The organism is Salinisphaera sp. (assembly GCF_035690525.1).
In the GTDB taxonomy this organism is placed as follows: Bacteria; Pseudomonadota; Gammaproteobacteria; order Nevskiales; family Salinisphaeraceae; genus Salinisphaera.
Map to the genome: position 1 here is coordinate 1 of NZ_DASSKM010000011.1, position 19,611 is coordinate 19,611.

The window sequence follows — 19,611 nt, forward strand, 5'->3', positions numbered from 1 at the left end:
GGGAAACCCACTCCGTATGGAGTATCCATAGCTGAATACATAGGCTATGTGAAGCGAACGCGGCGAACTGAAACATCTAAGTAGCCGCAGGAAAAGAAATCAACCGAGATTCCCAAAGTAGTGGCGAGCGAAATGGGAAGAGCCTGTACGTGTTATCTGTGTTGTTAGCTGAACGCTCTGGAAAGTGCGGCCATAGCAGGTGATAGCCCTGTAGACGAAAACAGCGTGAAAGAACTAGGGGTACGACAAGTAGGGCGGGACACGTGAAATCCTGTCTGAAGATGGGGGGACCATCCTCCAAGGCTAAATACTCGTAATCGACCGATAGTGAACCAGTACCGTGAGGGAAAGGCGAAAAGAACCCCGGGAGGGGAGTGAAATAGATCCTGAAACCGCATGCATACAAGCGGTCGGAGCCCTAGCTTGCTGGGGTGACGGCATACCTTTTGTATAATGGGTCAGCGACTTACATTCAGTGGCAAGCTTAACCATTTAGGGAAAGCGTAGCGAAAGCGAGTCTTAATAGGGCGTTCAGTCGCTGGGTGTAGACCCGAAACCGGATGATCTACCCATGGCCAGGATGAAGGTGGGGTAACTCCCACTGGAGGTCCGAACCCACTAATGTTGAAAAATTAGGGGATGAGCTGTGGGTAGGGGTGAAAGGCTAAACAAATCCGGAAATAGCTGGTTCTCTCCGAAAGCTATTTAGGTAGCGCCTCGTGACACACCTTCGGGGGTAGAGCACTGTCATGGCTAGGGGGCCGTTCAGGTCTACCAAACCATAGCAAACTCCGAATACCGAAGAGTGCATTCACGGGAGACAGATGTCGGGTGCTAACGTCCGGCGTCAAGAGGGAAACAACCCAGACCGCCAGCTAAGGTCCCCAAGTACAGTTAAGTGGCAAACGAAGTGGGAAGGCATAGACAGCCAGGAGGTTGGCTTAGAAGCAGCCATCCTTTAAAGAAAGCGTAATAGCTCACTGGTCGAGTCGTCCTGCGCGGAAGATGTAACGGGGCTCAAACTGTACACCGAAGCTGCGGGCGCTGGTGTTCTTCGGAATGCCGGCGTGGTAGGAGAGCGTTCTGTAAGCCTGCGAAGGTGGCCTGTAAGGGCTGCTGGAGGTATCAGAAGTGCGAATGCTGACATGAGTAGCGATAAAGCGGGTGAAAAGCCCGCTCGCCGAAAGCCCAAGGTTTCCTGCGCAACGTTCATCGGCGCAGGGTGAGTCGGCCCCTAAGGCGAGGCGGAAACGCGTAGTCGATGGGAAATCGGTTAATATTCCGATACCTCTGTGTGATGCGATGGGGTGACGGAGAAGGTTATGCGAGCCGGGTGTTGGATGTCCCGGTTTAAGCGTGTAGGCGGATCTCTTAGGTAAATCCGGGGGGTCAACGCTGAGGCGTGATGACGAGTCCTCTTTGAGGGCGAAGTCGCGGATACCCTGCTTCCAGGAAAAGCCTCTAAGCTTCAGTCACATGGAGACCGTACCGCAAACCGACACAGGTGGGCGAGATGAGTATTCTAAGGCGCTTGAGAGAACTCGGGTGAAGGAACTCGGCAAATTGGTACCGTAACTTCGGGATAAGGTACGCCCCTGGTACGTGTAGGAGTTCACCTCCGAAGCGGAAAGGGGTTGCAATAAACTGGTGGCTGCGACTGTTTAATAAAAACACAGCACTCTGCAAACACGTCAAGTGGACGTATAGGGTGTGACGCCTGCCCGGTGCCGGAAGGTTAAGTGATGGAGTGCAAGCTCTGGATCGAAGCCCCGGTAAACGGCGGCCGTAACTATAACGGTCCTAAGGTAGCGAAATTCCTTGTCGGGTAAGTTCCGACCTGCACGAATGGCGTAACGATGGCCACACTGTCTCCACCCGAGACTCAGTGAAATCGAAATTGCTGTGAAGATGCAGTGTTCCTGCGGCAAGACGGAAAGACCCCGTGCACCTTTACTACAGCTTTGCACTGGATCTTGAATATTTTTGTGTAGGATAGGCGGGAGGCTTGGAAGCGTTGGCGCCAGCCGGCGTGGAGCCCCCCTTGAAATACCGCCCTGAAATGTTCGAGGTTCTAACCTGGGTCCCTTATCGGGATCAGGGACAGTGTATGGTAGGTAGTTTGACTGGGGCGGTCTCCTCCCAAAGAGTAACGGAGGAGTGCAAAGGTACCCTCAGCGCGGTCGGAAATCGCGCACCGAGTGTAAAGGCAAAAGGGTGCTTGACTGTGAGACCGACGGGTCGAGCAGGTACGAAAGTAGGTCTTAGTGATCCGGTGGTTCTGTATGGAAGGGCCATCGCTCAACGGATAAAAGGTACGCCGGGGATAACAGGCTGATTCCTCCCAAGAGTCCACATCGACGGAGGAGTTTGGCACCTCGATGTCGGCTCATCACATCCTGGGGCTGAAGCAGGTCCCAAGGGTATGGCTGTTCGCCATTTAAAGTGGTACGCGAGCTGGGTTTAGAACGTCGTGAGACAGTTCGGTCCCTATCTGCCGTAGGCGTTCGAGATTTGAGAGGAGCTGACCTTAGTACGAGAGGACCGGGTTGGACGTACCTCTGGTGTTCCGGTTGTGATGCCCATCGCATTGCCGGGTAGCTACGTACGGACGGGATAAGCGCTGAAAGCATCTAAGCGCGAAGCCCCCCTCAAGATGAGATCTCGCCAGTCCCTAGAGGACTCTCAAGGGCCGTCCGAGACGAGGACGTTGATAGGCCAGGTGTGTAAGTACGGCAACGTATTCAGCTAACTGGTACTAATGGCCCGTGCGGCTTGGTCATATAACGCTCAAGCGCTTTTGGCGCGGCGCGTGGCAGTGTTCGATTACGTTCTGATTGTACCCGTTTGCCTGGCGGCCATAGCGCGTGGGAACCACCCGACTCCATTCCGAACTCGGAAGTGAAACCACTCAGCGCCGATGGTAGTGTGGGGCCTCCCCATGCGAGAGTAGGTCACCGCCAGGCTCTTACCCAAAGCCCCGACAACCCGTCGGGGCTTTTTTTATGCGCGCTAATCACGAACCGCGGGCGCAACTGGGCATGCCGGCAAATCTGCGCCGTCGCAGTGAGACCCGCTTTCAACTGCCTTGACAGACAGCGTCGATTTGTTTAAGGCTCTAAGATGCTTGAGGTTTCAGCTAGCTCTAGCGGTGAAGCCTTTGAGCGTAGCCATAAAAAAACATAGCCATAAAGACTGGCAAAAAAATATTAAGGGAGGATGGCGAAAAATGAGAGTAAACGACCGCGCGAAAATCGCATGCCGCTGGCTGGTCGGGGGGCTCGGAATGACGGCTGTCATCCTGCTCGGCGCCTGTAATGATTCGGATGACACCGACGTCACGATTGATGACGGCCAGAGTTCGATATGGCCGGCGTTGAAGGCAGAACCGCCCTCGCCGGACGGAGTCAACATGGAATCGAGAATCGCCGATATGGTTGATTCCATGACTCTTGAGGAAAAAGTGGGTCAGATGACGCAGCCCCAGATCGATGCGATCACGCCTGCACAAGTCAAGCAATACAATATCGGCACGGTTTTGAGCGGTGGCGGTACCTGGCCCGGCAGCTATAACGGCGATGGGGATAAGCATGCCCCGGTCTCGGCTTGGGTCAACCTGGCCAATGAGCTGTTCAACGCCTCGCTGGAAAGTAGTAGCGGTATCCCGCTTATATGGGGGATCGATGCCGTGCACGGAAACAACAACGTGTATGGTGCCACGATCTTCCCGCATCATATAGCCCTCGGGGCGACCCGCGACGAAGATCTCGTGAAGTCGATCGCGCAGGCCACCGCGGAGGAAGTCGCCGTGACAGGCCTGGACTGGGCTTTTGCGCCCACGGTTGCCGTCGTTCGTAATATCCGCTGGGGACGCACCTACGAATCCTATTCCCAGAACCCGGAGCTGGTAGCAAAGCTGACGGATGATGCGGTCGAGGGGCTGCAAGGCACCCTGACCAAGGACGACACCGTTATCGCGACCGCGAAGCACTATATCGGCGATGGCGGAACGACGAATGGCAATGACCAGGGTAATACCCAGATCAGCGAGGAACGGTTGGCCGAAATCCACGGCCCCCCTTATTTCTCGGCGATCAAGGCCGGCGTGCAGGCGGTCATGGTCAGTTTCAATAGTTGGAACGGGCAAAAAATGAGTGCGCAAAAGCACTTAATTACCGACGTGTTGAAAAACAAGCTCGGATTCGATGGCTTGGTCGTTTCCGATTACAACGCGATCGGGCAGGTCGAGGGCTGCACGAACAGCAGCTGCGCCAAGGCGGTCAATGCCGGTATCGACGTCTTCATGGTGCCCTACGAATGGCAAGACTTCATCGCCAGCACCGTGCAACAGGTCAAGGACGGCGTCATACCCATGTCGCGGATCAACGATGCGGTATCGCGGATTTTGCGGGTGAAGATCCGGGCTGGCGTGTTTGACGCCGCACCGCCGGCGCAGCGGCCGCTCGCCGGAAAGACCGACTTGTTGGGCTCGAAGGAGCATCTGGCGCTGGCCCGCAAGGCAGTGCGCGAATCGCTGGTGTTGTTGAAGAATCGAAATAATGTTCTGCCTCTCGATTCCGAGGCCCAAGTGCTCGTGGCCGGTAAGTCATCCGACAGCATGAAGCGTCAGGCCGGTGGCTGGACATCGAGTTGGCAGGGAACGGACAACACCGATGAGGACCTCCCGGTCGGCCATACAATCTGGGAAGGGATTCAGGCCCAGGCTCCCAATGCGCGCTTGGACACCGACGGTTCGAGCGTCGACGCGAGTACGGACAAGGTTGCGATCGTGGTCGTCGGTGAGCCCCCCTACGCTGAGTTCATGGGCGATATCGCCGCAGACTCCCGCATCGGGAAAGCCGGCGCGGACACGCTGAGCTTTGCCGAGAGTTATCCGGAGCAGTTTGCCGTAGTCAAGCGGATTCACGACGCGGGCATTCCGGTGGTGACGGTTCTGGTGTCGGGCCGGCCGCTCTATACGAATGCATTGCTGAACCTGTCCGATGCGTTCGTAGCCGCGTGGTTGCCCGGCAGCGCCGGCGCCGGTGTTGCCGATGTGCTGTTCCGCGATGACACCGGGGAAATTGCGTACGATTTCACCGGTAAGCTCCCTTTCAGTTGGCCCAACGGACCGTGTATGGCCGATATCGATGCCGAGGATTACGACCCGCTCTTCGAGTTCGGCTACGGTCTGCGCTATGGTCAGGCCAGCGCGGTCGGAAACAATCTGCCGGTAACGAAACGAGAGAAAGCCTGTAAAACCGTAATGCAAGCCGGTTGAGAAAACGGTGGCGCCACTCGGGTACGAATGGCCCCACCATCCAACGAAAAACCGGTGACATGACAGCCCGGCCGTCTGAAGCGGCCGGGCTTCCTGACATCCACATACAGTCGGTCGTCACGCGTCTCCTAGCTATGGCGACGCACCGACCGGCACCGCGAATCCATGGCTCGTACTGCGCTGGATATGGCGCTCTCGCCGCAAGTTCGGCGTCACCTTCGGTCTGCTATCAAGCCGGCCACTTGGTTTCGCCGGTGAGCCGATCGGCCGATTCAACGCTTACGACGCCCGCACCGGCAAGCTCCTCTGGCAATTCCAGACCGGCAGCGGCATCCACAGCAATCCGATCACCTACAGCGTCGACGGCAAGCAGTGTATCGCGGTCGCCTCCGGCTGGGGCGGCTGGGTGAGGGGGTTCTTCGCCCCGACCTGTACGGCGCCAGCCGGGGGCGCCTCGATGTCACATGGGTGTCATAATTCGCGCCTATCGTAAGGACTCCGGCGGGATCGACCACAGAGCCGCCCGTGATGCCGATACACGTGAAAGGAGAATCCTGTGCGATTGAAGAATTCCAGTAGAACGTGGGTTGCGGCCGTCGCTGCGTTATCGATTTGGGGGCCGGCCCACGCGGCCGTTGATCAGATCACCGGCGCCGGCGCGACGTTCCCTTATCCGCTTTACTCGAAGTGGGCGCAGGCCTACCGGGACAAGACCGGCGTGCGGCTCAACTACCAGGCTATCGGCTCCGGTGGCGGTATCAAGCAGATCGAGGCCAAGACCGTCGACTTCGGCGCCTCCGATGCACCGCTCAAGAAAGACGAACTCGATAAGTACGGGCTGATCCAGTTTCCGATGGTGATGGGCGGCGTGGTGCCGGTGGTGCATGTCGAGGGCATCGAGCCCGGCCAGCTCAGGCTCGACGGCGAGACTTTCGCCAAGATCTATATGGGCAAGATTACCCAATGGAACGATCCGGCAATCCAGAAACTCAACCCGGACCTCGATCTGCCGGACCAGCAGATTACCGTCGTGCACCGCTCGGACGGCTCCGGTACGACCTGGATTTTCACCAGCTATCTGTCCAAGATCAGCGATGCCTGGAAAAACGGTCCGGGCCATGCCAAGGCCGTCGCCTGGCCGACCGGCGTTGGCGGCAAGGGCAATCAGGGCGTGGCGTCCTACGTCGAGCGCATCGACGGCTCGATCGGCTACGTGGAATACGCCTATGCGCTGCAAAACAAAATGACTTATGTGGCGCTGCGGAACAAGGCCGGCAATTTCGTGCAGCCGACCTCGGCCAATTTCCAGGCTGCGGCGGCCAACGCCGACTGGCAGAACGCACCGGGCTTTTACGAGGTGCTGACCGCCCAGCCGGGCGCCAAGAGCTGGCCGATTACCGGCGCGAGCTTCATTCTGATGTACAAAAACCCGGCCAAGCCGCAAGTTGCGCAGGCCGCGCTCAAGTTTTTCGACTGGTCCTACAACAACGGCGACCAAATGGCGAAAAGCCTTGACTACGTGCCGATGCCGGATAACGTGGTCAAGCTGGTCGAGCGGAAATGGCATGCCGCGATGCAGGGCGTCAGCGGTGCGCCGCTCTGGCCGCCGGAGCAGTAGTGGCTGCGCCGACGCTTTGTAATCGCCCGGTATTACAGTACCGATCCACGGGCGGCGGCCGGCTTCTAGCCGGCCGTTTTCATGACATGATCCGCGCTACCGGTATTCGGCATCCCAGGGGAAGATCCAGGTGAGCGAGATGACAGCCGCGCAAGCGGGCCGCGCGCTGGCCGCTGAACGGCGCCCGAGCGGCGCCCTGGGCGACCGGATTTTTCACGGCGTGACCGCGGTTTCCGCGCTGATCGTGCTCGCGCTGATCGGCGGCATCGCGATTTCCTTGTTGATCGGCGCCTGGCCGGCGTTGGAAAAATTCGGCTTCGCTTTTCTGACCAGCACGCAGTGGAATCCGGTCACCGACGAATACGGCGCGCTGGTGGCGATTTTCGGCACGCTCGTGACCTCGGCGCTGGCCATGCTGATCGCGGTGCCGGTGAGTTTCGGTATCGCCCTGTTCGTGACCGAACTGGCGCCGCTCTGGCTACGGCGGCCGGTAAGCACGGCGATCGAGTTGCTGGCGGCGATCCCCAGCATTATCTACGGCATGTGGGGGCTGTTCGTGCTTGCGCCTGTTCTGGCCGAATATGTTCAACCCTGGCTGCTCGACACGTTTGGCGAGGTGCCGCTGATCGGGCTGATCATCGCTGGTCCGCCGATCGGTATCGGCGTGTTCACGGCCGGGATGATTCTGGCGATTATGGTGATTCCGTTCATCACCGCGGTTATGCGCGATACCTTCGAAGTCGTGCCGCCGGTGCTGAAGGAGTCATCCTATGCGCTGGGGGCCACGACCTGGGAAGTGGTGCGCAGCGTGGTGCTGCCGTATACCAAAACCGGCGTGATCGGCGGCATCATGCTGGGGCTGGGCCGGGCGCTGGGCGAGACCATGGCGGTGACCTTCGTGATCGGCAATGCACACAGCATCCATGCCGGGCTGTTTTATCCGGGCAATAGCATTTCGGCGGCGCTGGCCAACGAATTCACCGAAGCCGCCGGCGGCCTGTACACCTCGGCGTTGATCGCACTCGGACTGGTTCTGTTCGTGATCACGCTGGTCGTGCTGGTGCTGGCGCGGCTGCTTTTGCTGCGGCTTTCCGCGCGACAAGGACAACGGCCATGAATCTGTATCGGCGACGCAAGCTCGTCAACCGCTTCAACATGACGGCGGCTGTAGCCACCACGCTGTTCGGCCTGTTCTGGCTGGCTTGGCTGTTATGGACGTTGATCGGGCACGGCATCGGCTATATCGACTGGTCCGTGTTCACCCAGCCGACGCCCCCGCCGGGCGGGTCGGGCGGGCTGTCCAATGCGATTGTGGGCAGCCTGATCGTCACCGCGGTGGGGACCCTGATCGGCGCGCCGATCGGCATTCTGGCCGGCACATATCTGGCCGAATACGGGCGCGGCCATAAAATCGGCGCGTTGGTGCGGTTTTTCAACGATGTGCTGTTGTCGGCGCCCTCGATCATCCTCGGCCTGTTTGTGTACGAGATTATCGTGGTGTCCATGGGACATTTTTCGGCGCTGGCCGGCGGCATCGCGCTGTCGCTGATCGTGATTCCGCTCAACGTGCGCATCACCGAGAACATGATGGCCTTGGTGCCGGACACGTTACGCGAAGCCGCCGCGGCGCTCGGCATTCCGCGCTGGAAGATCATCACCCGGATCGTCTACCGGGCGGCCCTCTCGGGCATTGTGACCGGCATCATCCTGGGCGTTGCCCGGATCGCCGGCGAAACCGCGCCGCTGCTGTTCACCGCGCTCAACAACAATTTCTTCAGCACGGACCTGCTCCAGCCGATCGCGAACCTGCCCATCATGATCTTCCAGTTCGCGCTCAGCCCCTATGAGGACTGGCATCATCTGGCTTGGGTCGGCGCGTTTCTCATTACCTTCGCAATCTTGGCGCTCAATATTCTGGTGCGGCTCGTACTCCGCCCGAACAAGTAGGAGAACACTCACATGGCCAGTTCCTCGGCCGATTCGCTTTCCCCGGGCACGGCACCGTCGGTGACAGCGCGCAACACCTACGAGGCGGCCGATCGCCGTCAGACGCCACAACACGAGTCATCGCCGGCCGACGCGCGGAAGACTGCCGGCGTCGTGGCCAAGAACAACCCCTGTAAGGTCGCCGTGCGCGATCTCAACTTCCATTACGGGGATTTCCATGCGCTCAAGGATATTGACGTGGATATCGTCGACAAGGAAGTCACGGCTTTCATCGGCCCGTCGGGCTGCGGCAAGTCAACGCTGCTGCGCTGCTTCAATCGCATCTTCGAGCTGTATCCGGGCCATAAGGCTTCAGGCTCGATCGAGATGGACGGCATGAATTTGCTCGACCCCGGCGTGGATCTGAATAGGCTGCGCTCGAAGATCGGCATGGTGTTCCAGAAGCCCACGCCGTTTCCCATGAGCATTTACGACAACATCGCCTTCGGCGTGCGTCTGTACGAAAAGCTCAAGCGTCACGAGATGGACGAGCGCATCGAATGGTCGTTGCGCAAGGCCGCGTTGTGGGACGAGGTCAAGGACAAGCTCAGAGCCAACGGCAGTGCGCTCTCGGGCGGCCAGCAACAGCGGCTCTGCATCGCCCGCGCGGTGGCGGTCAAGCCCGAGGTGCTGCTGCTCGACGAACCGGCCTCGGCGCTGGATCCGGTCGCCACCCTCAAGATCGAGGAACTGGTCCACGAGCTACGCCGGGATTACACGATCGTTATCGTGACCCACAACATGCAGCAGGCGGCGCGCGTGGCGGGCTATACGGCGTTTTTTCATCTCGGGGAGGTGGTCGAGTACGGGGACACCGATTCGCTGTTCACCAATCCGCGCGAAAAGCGCACCGAAGACTACATCACCGGCCGTTACGGCTGATCCGGACTACGCGCACGGGCGGCGAGGTCATTATGGAACTGGACAAAATCGGCATCGAGAGACACACCTCCAAGCAGTTCGACGTCGAACTCGAGGACATACGCGAGCGCGTGCTGACCATGGGCGGGTTGGTCGAACAGCAAATCGCGGGCGGCGTGAAAGCACTGGTCGACGGCGACGGCGGGCTGGGCGAGGAAGTCGCGCGCAGCGACTACAAAATCAACGCCATGGAAGTGGCGATCGACGAGGAATGCACGAAGATCCTGGCGCGGCGTCAGCCGCAGGCCGGCGATCTGCGTCTTATCCTGGCCATCGCCAAGACCATCACCGACCTCGAGCGTATCGGCGACGAGGCCGAAAAGATCGGGCGCATGGCCACGCAGCTCGCCGGGCAGGAACGTCCGACCAGCGCCTTCCGCCCGATCGAGGCCCTCGGCCGTCATGTCCGCGAAATGGTGCGCGACGCTCTGGATGCGTTTGCGCGCATGGATACGGAAGCCGCCCTCGCGGTGGCCCAGCACGACACCGAGGTCGACCGCGAGTACGAGGGCGTCATGCGTCAGTGCATCACCTTCATGATGGAAGACCCGCGCACGATCCGGCACATGCTGGACGTGATGTGGGCGATCAAGGCGCTGGAGCGCATCGGCGATCACTCGACCAATATCGGCGAGTACGTGGTGTATTTCGTCGGTGGCCGCGATGTGCGCCACGTCGGCATGGAAGAACTGGAGAAGGAAGTCAGCCGCGGACAGCGCGGCGAGCGCGCCGGCGGATAGCGAACGCTTCGGGGGCCCGGCTTTGGTACTATCTGCGCGGTCCAATTGCGTGGATGGTCCCGTTGGCGAAGAAATCTCGTAAATCCGGCAAGCGTTCCAAGCCTCGCCGCGGTAAGCCGCGCGGCTGGTTTCGGCGCCTGCTGCCGTATCTGGCGCTAATCTTCTGTGCGTGCGCGGCCGCGCTGGCGCTCTACATGGTCCACCTCGATCATGAAGTGCGATCGAAGTTCGAAGGCACACGCTGGAAGCTGCCGGCCAAGGTCTACGCAAGCCCGTTGGAACTCTATGCGGGCCTGGATTTGTCCGAGCACGAGCTCGAGCATAGGCTTGAGCGGCAGGGCTACCGTGAGGCCGATTCGATCGACGACCAGGGCACGTTCAAGGCCTCGGGATCGACGCTTTCGATCCATACCCGCCAGTTCCAGTTTTGGGACGGCACCCAGCCGGATCGCGAGATCAGACTGTCGTTCAACGATGCCGGCGTAGCCTCGATCAAGGCGATCGACGGCAAGGGCAAGCTCGCGCTGATCCGGCTCGATCCGATGCTGATCGGCAGCATCTATCCGACCAAGGGCTCCGATCGTATCCTGGTCAAGCTCGGCGATGTGCCGCCGATGCTGCCGGCGGGCCTGATCACGGTCGAAGATCGCAATTTCATGACCAACTGGGGCGTGTCGCCGGAGGCGATCATACGGGCCGCGTGGGCGGACCTGCGCGCCGGCGAAATCGTGCAGGGCGGATCGACGATCACCCAGCAGCTGGTCAAGAACTTCTACCTGAGCAACCGGCAGACCATCGGCCGCAAGATCAAGGAAGCGCTGATGGCGATCCTGCTGGACGCGCACTACTCGAAAGCCGAAATCCTCGAGGCGTATATAAACGAAGTCTATCTCGGCCAGGACGGCGCGCGCGCGATCCACGGCTTCGGGCTGGCCAGCTATTTCTACTTTAATAAGCCGGTGCAGGAACTCCAACCGCAGGAAATCGCGCTGCTGGTGGCGATGGTCAAGGGACCGAGTTACTACAACCCGCGACGCCATCCCGAGCGCGCCAAGCAGCGCCGCAACCTCGTGCTGAACATGTTCCACGACGCCGGCTTTCTCAAGGACAAAGCCTGGAAGAAGGCCAAAGCCTCCGATCTGGGTGTGACCAGCAGCTCTGCGCACAGCAACACACAGTATCCCGCCTTCATCGATCTGGTGCGTGACCAGCTGCATGGTCAGTACAAGGACTCCGATCTTACCGAGGAGGGCCTGCGTATCTTCACCACGCTCGATCCGAGCGTACAGGCCGCGGCCGAGAAGGCGGTCAGCCAGGGGCTGACGCGGGTCGAGAAGGCGCACGGTATCAAGGAGGACAGCCTGCAAGCGGCGGCGGTGGTCACGAGCGTCGAGGGCGGCAAGGTGCTGGCGCTGGTCGGCGGTCGCAATCCGGGTTACGCCGGCTTCAACCGCGCGCTCGATGCGCACCGCCAGATCGGCTCGCTGATGAAGCCGGTCGATTATTTGACCGCGATCGAGAACCCCTCGAAATACAATCCGATCACGCCGCTCGACGATTCGGCGCTGGCAGTCAAACTCGCCAACGGTGACATCTGGCGGCCGCAAAACTACTCGCGCCACAGCCACGGCACCGACGTGCCGCTGTACTACGCACTGGAGCATAGCCTGAATGTGGCCAGCTCGCGGCTGTCGCTCAACGTCGGCATTCCGAACATCATTCAAACGCTGCACGATCTCGGCTATCGCGGCGATCCACTGGCCGTGCCGTCGCTCGCGTTGGGCGCGGTCGGGATGAGCCCGCTCGAGGTTGCACAGATCTACAACACGTTGGCCAACGGCGGTTACTACACGCCTCTGCGGGCGATTCGCGACGTCACCACGCGCACCGGCAAGCCGCTCAACCGCTATCCGCTCGAGATCCATCGGGTCGTGGAACCGGGCCCGGCCTATATGATTCAGTGGCTGATGGAGCGGGTCGCCCGTTACGGCACCGGCGCCGGCATGTACCGCATACTCGACCGCTCGAAGCAGATGGCCGGCAAAACCGGTACCACGAACAATCTGCGCGATGCCTGGTTCGCCGGTTTCGGCAGTAACCGTGTCGGCGTGGTCTGGGTCGGACGCGACGACAACAAATCCGCGCATTTGACCGGGGCGGTCGGCGCGCTACCGATCTGGTCGCACATCATGGACGATATCAATGCGCGCGGCATTATCAACACGCCACCCGGCAGCATCGCCGAGGTGCCGCTCAGACTGATGTTCGACCCGGACGCGATCAACCAGGGACTGGGCCCGAATCCCGACGCGCTGTACGACCATAGGCAAAACTGTCCGAATGCGGTAAAAGTACCCTTTATCAAGGGCTACGTGCCGCAGGGGCTCGCCCCCTGCGATACCGATATCATGAGCCAGAATGCGCGTCACCGGCAGCAGCGGAAAAAAGACGAGGGCAACTGGTTCCAACGTCTGTTCTGATATGGACCAATCTCTGCCTGGTATGGATAAGACAAGACCGCTTCTCGCGCTGGGCGCGCTTGTTCTGATCGCCGGCTGTGCTACCCAGCCGGGTGGCGGATCCGGCACTATGGGCAATCCGCCGCCGCAAAATCCGCCCCAAAGTCCGCCGGTGTACCAACCCGGCAGAGCTACGCCGATGCCGCCGCCAACGACCGGCGGCTATCAAAACCCCGGTGTGCCGCAACAGCCGAAGAAAACGCCGCCCAGAAGCGCATCGGAAGTCAGCAGCCCGGCGGTGATGTCGCTGTTGGGCAGCGCCGAAACCCTGGCCAATGCCGGGCATATGAATGCCGCGGCCGCGACGCTGGAACGCGCGCTCGATCTTGACCCGCGCAATCCCTTTATCTATCAGCGTCTGGCGACTGTTCGCCTGGCCCAGGATCAGCCGGGACAGGCCGAGCAGATGGCGATGAAGTCCAACGGCGTGTCGAACAACAATCCGTTTGTCGAGGCTAATAACTGGCGGCTAATTGCCGAAGCCCGCAGTCAGGCCGGCGATAAGCAGGGCGCACAGGATGCCAGCGCGCGGGCGGTCAATTTCCGCCGGGCCGCTTCACGATACGATCAATGACGGCGGCGACCGGCGCCGCGCTGTTCGAGGACGACGCGGCGCTTGCCGCCGTGTTGCCCGGGTATCGCCCGCGCGCCGGCCAGGCCGAGATGGCCGACGCGGTCGCGCGCGCGATCGACGAAAGCGGCCGCCTGGTGGTCGAGGCCGGCACCGGCACGGGCAAGACGCTCGCCTATTTACTGCCCGCACTCGCATCGCGCCGTAAGGTGATCGTATCCACGGCGACGCGCTACCTGCAGACCCAGCTCGCCGAGAAGGACGTGCCGTTGGCGCAGACAGTGCTCGGGCGCAGTGCGCACACGGCAGTGCTCAAGGGCCGGTCGAACTATCTGTGTCTGCATCGGTTGGAGCTGGCCGAAACCAGCGGCGACCTGTATCTGGGGCCCCGGCTGCGCAAGGTGCGCGAGTGGGCGGGCCGTACGAAAACCGGCGACATCGGCGAATTCGGCGATCCGGGCGACGGCGATGCGCTGTGGCCGCGCATCACCTCCACGACCGATAACTGCCTCGGCACCGACTGCCCGCTCTACGATCAGTGCTGGGTGCTGCACGCTCGGCGCGAAGCGCAGGCCGCCGATCTCGTAATCGCGAATCATTACCTGCTGTTTGCCGATATGACGGTGCGCGAAGCGGGCTTTGGCGAGGTGTTGCCCGGCGCGGACGCGATCGTGCTCGACGAGGCGCACAAACTGCCGGACATCGCCGGCCGCTTCTTCGGCCAAGCGGTGTCGTCGCGCCAACTGCGCGATCTGGTGCGCGACGGGCGCGCCGAGCTCGAGGCGCTCGGCGGCGACATGCCCGGCTTGGCGGCGCGTTTTGATGCGCTTGGCGATAGCGAAGGCGCCTTCACCGAGAGTTTGGGCCATGGATTGGGCCAGGGCGCGATGACCCAAAGCTGGTCGGAGGCAAGCAGCCCGGAACGTGAGGCCGCGCGCGATACGCTGATCGAAGCGCTCGGCGCGCTCGACGAAGCGCTCGACCCGGCGACCGATCGCAGCGAAGGGCTGAAATCGGTCGCGCGCCGCGCGCTCGACCTGCGTGCGCGACTGGCCTTGGTGGTCGCCGAGGACGGTGAGCGCGTGAGCTGGATCGAGCGCCGGGGCGCGAGCTGGATCTGGCACAGCACGCCGCTGGATGTCGCCACGCCGTTCGCGCGCGCAGTGGAATCCACGCCGAGTGCCTGGATCTTCACCTCGGCGACGCTGTCGGTAAAAGACGATCTCGGCTATTTCTGTGCCCGGCTCGGGCTGCACGACGTCGAATCGAAGATCCTGCCCAGCCCGTTCGACTACGAGAACAACGCGCTGCTCTATTCGCCCCAGCGCATGCCGGCGCCGTCGGCGGCGAATTTCGACGAGGCCGCGGTCGAGGAGATCGTGGCCCTGATCAACGCCGCCGAGGGCGGGGCGTTTGTGCTCTGCACCAGTTATCGCGCGGTGCGTCGCTACGGCCAAGCGCTGGTCGAGGCGGGTTTCGAACCGTTGGTTCAGGGCCAGGCGCCGCGTGCCAGCCTGCTCGCGGATTTCCGTACCGATACGAATGCGGTCCTGGTCGCGACCAGCAGTTTCTGGGAAGGCGTGGACGTGCGCGGCCACGGCCTGCGACTGGTCGTGATCGACAAGCTGCCGTTCGCCTCGCCGGCCGACCCGGTGCTGGCCGCGCGCTTCGAGGCGATGAAGTCGGCCGGTGAGAACCCGTTTATGGACTACCAGCTGCCGCAGGCGGTGATCATGCTCAAACAGGGCGTCGGCCGGCTGATTCGCGATGCCGAGGATCGCGGCGTGCTGGCGATCTGCGATCCGCGCCTGTTCACGGCGCGCTACGGCGGCATCATCCGCGCGAGCCTGCCGCCGATGGCGATCACGCGCAGCCGCAGCGCGGCCTGTGCATTTGTCGACGCGTTGGCGTCATCCGCCTTCGAGACTTCTTCCTCATGACCTCCTGCTCATGACCTCCTCCTTATGACCCCTTTTTTATGAAAATACTCGCGCTGGACGCGTCCACCGAAGCATTATCCGCGGCCCTGTTCGACAGTGATCGCCCTGCGCAGGCGCAGGAGATTTTCGAGATCGCGCCGCGGGCGCACGCCGCGCGCTTGCTGCCCGCCGTGCAGTCGCTGCTTACGGACAATGCGCTCTCCCTCGCCGATATCGACGGTATCGGCTTCGCGCGCGGACCGGGCGCGTTTACCGGTCTGCGTATCGCGGCCGGGCTCGTGCAGGGTTTGGCGGGCGGCGCGAATCTGCCGGTGGTCGCGATTTCCACGCTGGCCGCGCTGGCCGCGCGCGCATTCGATCGCGCACCCGAGGCCCGCCGCGTGCAGGTGGTCCAGGATGCGCGTATGGGCGAGATCTATACCGCCACGTTCACCCGCGAGACGATGCCAACGCCGGATACGGACGAACGCGTCATCGTCCCCGCCGATCTCGTGCTCGAACCCGTACAATCGACGCTACGGGCCGGCAACGGCTGGCCGTTGGTGTTCGCAGCCCGGGATCTTGCCGCGACGCCGGTCGCCGCGGACTTGCCACATGCGATCGACGTTGCGCGATTGGCATGGCCGGTACTCGCCGCCGGGCAAGGCGCGCCGGCCGCGGCCGCGCTGCCGGTCTATGTACGCGACGATGTGGCGCGAAAACCGGCCGGAATTTCGTGAGAAACCGACACCGCGAGCGGCACGGTAAAAACGACAGGAGAGCCCCATGCGCTATCGGCTGGGCGATATTGCGCCCGAAGTGCCTGCCAACGGTGATTATTTCATCGCCGAGAACGCGACCGTGGTCGGCCGTGTACGCCTGGCCGAACGGTCCAGTATCTGGTTCAACGCCGTCGTTCGCGGCGATCAGGAACCGATCGTGATCGGCGAGGCCAGCAACGTACAGGACGCTTGTGTGCTGCACACCGATCCGGGCTATCCGCTCACGCTCGGCGCCCGCGTCACCGTCGGCCACCAGGCGATGCTGCACGGCTGCACCATCGGCGACAACAGCTTGATCGGCATTCAGGCCGTAGTCCTCAACGGCGCCACCATCGGGCGGAATTGCCTGATCGGCGCCGGCGCGTTGATTGCCGAAGGCAAGACGATTCCCGACAACAGCCTGGTCATGGGGGCGCCGGGGCGCGTCAAGCGCGAACTTGAAGCCGAGGAAATCGAAGCGCTCGGCCACGGCGCGGCGCACTATGTCGAAAACTATCGCCGTTTTCTGGTGGAAATGCAGCCGGTTTGAAGTGCCGCGCTCAGGCGCCGGCCGTCAGCTGGCCGTCAGATAAATATCGAAGCGGATCGCGCGCCCGCGTATTTGCAGGTCCGGCGGCGCGATCGGCGCGGCCCGGGCGTGTTGTTTCACCACCACGCGCCGGGCCGCGCGCGTCCGGGCAATATCGAGCAGGGCCGGGGCGTCGTCGTCGCGACCGGCCAGTTCGGCCAGCCAGGCCAACGCTTTTTGCGGGGCCGACTTGCGTCGCGGGCTGGCGAACATGGGATCGATATAGATCGCGTCGAAAGCTGCCGCCGGGAATTCGGCAAGCCAGCAGCGAGCGTCGGCATAAATGGGCGGATGCCAGTGAGGCCACCAGCCGGGTGGCTGCGTTGACAGATCGAGCTGATGAGTCGCGTCCGCGATCAACGCATAGAGCACCGGCTGACGTTCGATCGCGGTGACTTCACAGCCCAGACTTGCCAACGTCGCGGCATCGCGGGCCAGCCCCGCGGTGGTATCGAGAACGCGCGCGGGCGGATGACGATGCAGGCCGAAAGCGCGGGCCAACGGCGATCGCCGGCCGCCGGCCTGGCGGCTGGTCTGGCGATTGGCAAGTTCGGTCGGATCGGCGAGCGCACAGCGCAGGGCGGCGCCGGCTGCGTCCGCGGCGTGGTGAAGCGCCAGCCCATGTTCGTCACGCGCGATATAAAAGCCCGCCTCGGGCGCCCGCGTGACGCACTTCAGCCCAAGCTCGGCCGCGCGTTCGCGGTCGATCGCGCAAGCGGCGTCGTCTGCGTCGACGACCCAGACGGGCCGCGCCGTACCGGCCTGTGCCACGATGCTAGCGCAGCTTCGACGTATCGAAGACCTGCTGCAGCTTCTGCGCCAGCCGATAGTTGCCTTCGACCTTGAGCCGCCCGGTGAGGAATGCGGTCAGCCCGCGCATGCGCCCGGTCATGAGCTTGATCAGATGATCGTCGCGAATCTTGAGGGTGACGTCCGGATTTTCGGCCAGCCCTTCGTGTGCCGTGCAGCGGCCGTTATCGATAGTGATATAGACCGGATGGCGAATGAGGTACTGGGCGGTCATGGACAGGTCGCCGGCCGCCTCCGGTTTGAAATACAAAGGCAATTGGGTCAAAAGCTCGCGCGCGTCTTGCATCGGGCCGGGGCTGGCACATCGGGTTAGCCCGTTATGATGCGCGACGGCGGTGGCGTTTGCCAGCGTATATCGCGTTTACCGGTTCAGCTGTCGAGATAATTGGTCACCGCCGAATAACCCGCCTCGGTGAGCAGGATCGCGTTGACCGTGGTCTCGTAGATCCGGCCGGCCGCGCGTAATTTGTCGATTTCCGCGCCGTCCTCGGACGCGCACAAGTAATAGAAGTCGCGGCCTTCGTCAAAACCTTCCTTGAGTTGCTTGAACGCGAGGAACGCCGTGCCCTTCGTGCTCTCACGCTCTTGATCTATTTCCTTGAGACTCCACGTTTTTTCCGACTTGGCCATAAATTTCATGGATGCTCGTTGAGTGGCGCAAAGCTAGCAGCGGCCCCGGGCGAGGTCAACGTGCAGGCGAAGCTTGGCGTAACATGCGGGGTACGACAATGGCTTTATCTTATTAACCTGGCATCAAAACAGCTGATATGTCAGCTGTTTTCAACGCACCCGAAAATCAAGGCCGGCGCATGTTCGTCCTTGATTTTCAAGTGCTTCGCGGCCGATAGCCGCGGCGAGCACGCAGCCAGCGACAACAGGAGCGAGAGCGGAATGAAGATAAGTGAGCTGGTGTCACACTGGCAGTCGAGCGCGGGCGAGCCGCGTACCGATCAGACCTACGACGTACAGCTGCCGATTTACGACGCGGCCAAAATCGAAGCGCTGGTGGAGATGTTTCCCGGCCTCACGCGCGAACGGATCATCACCGATCTGCTGGCCTGCGCGCTCGACGATATCGCCAGCTCCTTTTCTTACCAGCCGGGGGATGAAATCTCCGGCTACGATGAGATGGGCGATCCGATGTATGCCGACGACGGGCTGACGCCGCGTTTTCAAGCGCTGACCCGGGCCCATGCCGAAAAACTCAAGTCCTGACGGTGAATCGTCGCCCGGCCTCTCGCCAAGTTCCTGGCCAAGTCCTTGGCCAGATCCCTGGGGACGGCTGCTACGCGAGGCGCTGGCGATCGAACCCGACTCAGTCGCACGCGGGTCTGAGCCTCCGGTTTTACCGCCCGCCGCCGAGCGCGGATGGCCGGCAGCGGTTCTGATCGCGGTCGAGGCCGGTGAGCAACCGGGCGTCTATTTTACCCAGCGCGCCGCGGATCTGAAGCACCACCCCGGCCAGATCAGTTTTCCCGGCGGCCGGGTGGAGCCGGGCGATTCCGGCACGGCCGCGGCCGCGCTGCGCGAAGCGCGGGAAGAAATCGGTCTCGACAGTCGGTGCGTGCATCTGATCGGGCAGTTGCCGCCGCATCATACGACGACCGGTTTCCGAATCACGCCGCATGTCGCCTGGATCGACGCCGGCGTCCGGCTCGAGCCGGACGGCGCGGAAGTCGCGCGACTGTTCAGCGTGCCTCTGGCGCATGCGCTGGAACCGGCGAATTACCGCACGACGCGACGGGTACGAGACGGCGCCCAGCGGCTCATTTATTCACTCGATTTCCAAGATGACCATATCTGGGGCGCAACCGCGGCCATATTGATCGAGCTGGTTCGACGCGTGGCACGGGTCCGGCAACGCGATTTCGCCGTGGCCCAGGGCGAGTGAAAGGGCGG

Annotated in this window: 17 protein-coding genes and 2 rRNA genes; 16 read left to right on the forward strand and 3 right to left on the reverse strand. The window is 61.9% G+C overall.

Annotated features, from left to right (window positions below):
- The 14 genes from VFJ08_RS00705 to VFJ08_RS00765 form a co-directional block, all read left to right on the forward strand.
- Positions 1 to 2,780 (forward strand): 23S ribosomal RNA (locus tag VFJ08_RS00705); the annotation flags it as partial.
- Positions 2,781 to 2,847: 67 nt separating this feature from the next.
- A 5S ribosomal RNA gene (gene rrf, locus VFJ08_RS00710) occupies positions 2,848 to 2,963 on the forward strand.
- A gap of 263 nt (positions 2,964 to 3,226) precedes the next feature.
- Positions 3,227 to 5,278, forward strand: coding sequence for a glycoside hydrolase family 3 protein (locus tag VFJ08_RS00715; protein ID WP_324994124.1), 2,052 nt, complete (start codon positions 3,227 to 3,229; stop codon positions 5,276 to 5,278).
- A 262-nt stretch (positions 5,279 to 5,540) separates the two neighbouring features.
- On the forward strand, positions 5,541 to 5,771 hold the full coding sequence (locus tag VFJ08_RS15675) for a hypothetical protein (RefSeq protein ID WP_349256921.1): 231 nt from the start codon (positions 5,541 to 5,543) through the stop codon (positions 5,769 to 5,771).
- Positions 5,772 to 5,840: 69 nt separating this feature from the next.
- A complete protein-coding gene (gene pstS / locus VFJ08_RS00720) occupies positions 5,841 to 6,896 on the forward strand; it encodes a phosphate ABC transporter substrate-binding protein PstS (RefSeq protein WP_349256922.1) in 1,056 nt (351 codons plus the stop codon).
- 130 nt (positions 6,897 to 7,026) lie between these two features.
- Positions 7,027 to 8,013, forward strand: coding sequence for a phosphate ABC transporter permease subunit PstC (gene pstC, locus VFJ08_RS00725; RefSeq protein ID WP_414707024.1), 987 nt, complete (start codon positions 7,027 to 7,029; stop codon positions 8,011 to 8,013).
- Positions 8,010 to 8,843, forward strand: a complete 834-nt coding sequence (pstA, locus tag VFJ08_RS00730) for a phosphate ABC transporter permease PstA (RefSeq protein WP_324994128.1) — start codon at positions 8,010 to 8,012, stop codon at positions 8,841 to 8,843. Before pstC ends, pstA begins: the two co-directional genes overlap by 4 nt.
- Positions 8,844 to 8,996: 153 nt before the next feature.
- The gene (gene pstB / locus VFJ08_RS00735; RefSeq protein ID WP_349256923.1) at positions 8,997 to 9,764 is read left to right on the forward strand and encodes a phosphate ABC transporter ATP-binding protein PstB; all 768 of its coding nucleotides are present in this window, start codon (positions 8,997 to 8,999) and stop codon (positions 9,762 to 9,764) included.
- 32 nt (positions 9,765 to 9,796) lie between these two features.
- Positions 9,797 to 10,543, forward strand: coding sequence for a phosphate signaling complex protein PhoU (gene phoU, locus VFJ08_RS00740; protein ID WP_324994132.1), 747 nt, complete (start codon positions 9,797 to 9,799; stop codon positions 10,541 to 10,543).
- Between the two features lie 62 nt (positions 10,544 to 10,605).
- Entirely contained in the window at positions 10,606 to 13,023 is a 2,418-nt protein-coding gene (mrcB, locus tag VFJ08_RS00745; RefSeq protein WP_324994134.1) for a penicillin-binding protein 1B, read from the forward strand.
- Between the two features lie 178 nt (positions 13,024 to 13,201).
- Positions 13,202 to 13,636 carry a tetratricopeptide repeat protein gene (locus VFJ08_RS00750; RefSeq protein WP_324994136.1) on the forward strand — a complete coding sequence of 145 codons (435 nt, stop codon included), beginning with the start codon at positions 13,202 to 13,204 and terminating at the stop codon, positions 13,634 to 13,636.
- Positions 13,633 to 15,573, forward strand: a complete 1,941-nt coding sequence (locus VFJ08_RS00755; RefSeq protein WP_324994138.1) for an ATP-dependent DNA helicase — start codon at positions 13,633 to 13,635, stop codon at positions 15,571 to 15,573. The genes VFJ08_RS00750 and VFJ08_RS00755 overlap by 4 nt, the downstream gene beginning before the upstream one ends.
- Positions 15,574 to 15,611: 38 nt before the next feature.
- On the forward strand, positions 15,612 to 16,292 hold the full coding sequence (gene tsaB / locus VFJ08_RS00760) for a tRNA (adenosine(37)-N6)-threonylcarbamoyltransferase complex dimerization subunit type 1 TsaB (RefSeq protein WP_324994140.1): 681 nt from the start codon (positions 15,612 to 15,614) through the stop codon (positions 16,290 to 16,292).
- A gap of 46 nt (positions 16,293 to 16,338) precedes the next feature.
- A complete protein-coding gene (locus VFJ08_RS00765; protein ID WP_324994141.1) occupies positions 16,339 to 16,863 on the forward strand; it encodes a gamma carbonic anhydrase family protein in 525 nt (174 codons plus the stop codon).
- A 24-nt stretch (positions 16,864 to 16,887) separates the two neighbouring features.
- Here VFJ08_RS00765 and VFJ08_RS00770 read toward each other — a convergent pair whose 3' ends face one another.
- The 3 genes from VFJ08_RS00770 to VFJ08_RS00780 all read right to left on the reverse strand — a co-directional run bounded on the left by VFJ08_RS00770 (position 16,888) and on the right by VFJ08_RS00780 (position 18,351).
- Positions 16,888 to 17,673, reverse strand: coding sequence for a class I SAM-dependent methyltransferase (locus tag VFJ08_RS00770; RefSeq protein WP_324994142.1), 786 nt, complete (start codon positions 17,671 to 17,673; stop codon positions 16,888 to 16,890).
- A 4-nt stretch (positions 17,674 to 17,677) separates the two neighbouring features.
- Positions 17,678 to 17,977: an SCP2 sterol-binding domain-containing protein gene (locus VFJ08_RS00775; protein WP_324994144.1), complete on the reverse strand. Its 300-nt coding sequence runs from the start codon at positions 17,975 to 17,977 to the stop codon at positions 17,678 to 17,680.
- 104 nt (positions 17,978 to 18,081) lie between these two features.
- Positions 18,082 to 18,351 carry a hypothetical protein gene (locus VFJ08_RS00780; RefSeq protein WP_324994146.1) on the reverse strand — a complete coding sequence of 90 codons (270 nt, stop codon included), beginning with the start codon at positions 18,349 to 18,351 and terminating at the stop codon, positions 18,082 to 18,084.
- A 51-nt stretch (positions 18,352 to 18,402) separates the two neighbouring features.
- Between VFJ08_RS00780 and VFJ08_RS00785 the strand changes: the two genes are divergently transcribed.
- Both VFJ08_RS00785 and VFJ08_RS00790 read left to right on the forward strand, forming a co-directional pair.
- Positions 18,403 to 18,927: a hypothetical protein gene (locus tag VFJ08_RS00785; protein ID WP_324994149.1), complete on the forward strand. Its 525-nt coding sequence runs from the start codon at positions 18,403 to 18,405 to the stop codon at positions 18,925 to 18,927.
- A complete protein-coding gene (locus tag VFJ08_RS00790; protein WP_324994151.1) occupies positions 18,905 to 19,603 on the forward strand; it encodes a CoA pyrophosphatase in 699 nt (232 codons plus the stop codon). The genes VFJ08_RS00785 and VFJ08_RS00790 overlap by 23 nt, the downstream gene beginning before the upstream one ends.
- Positions 19,604 to 19,611: the final 8 nt, after the last annotated feature.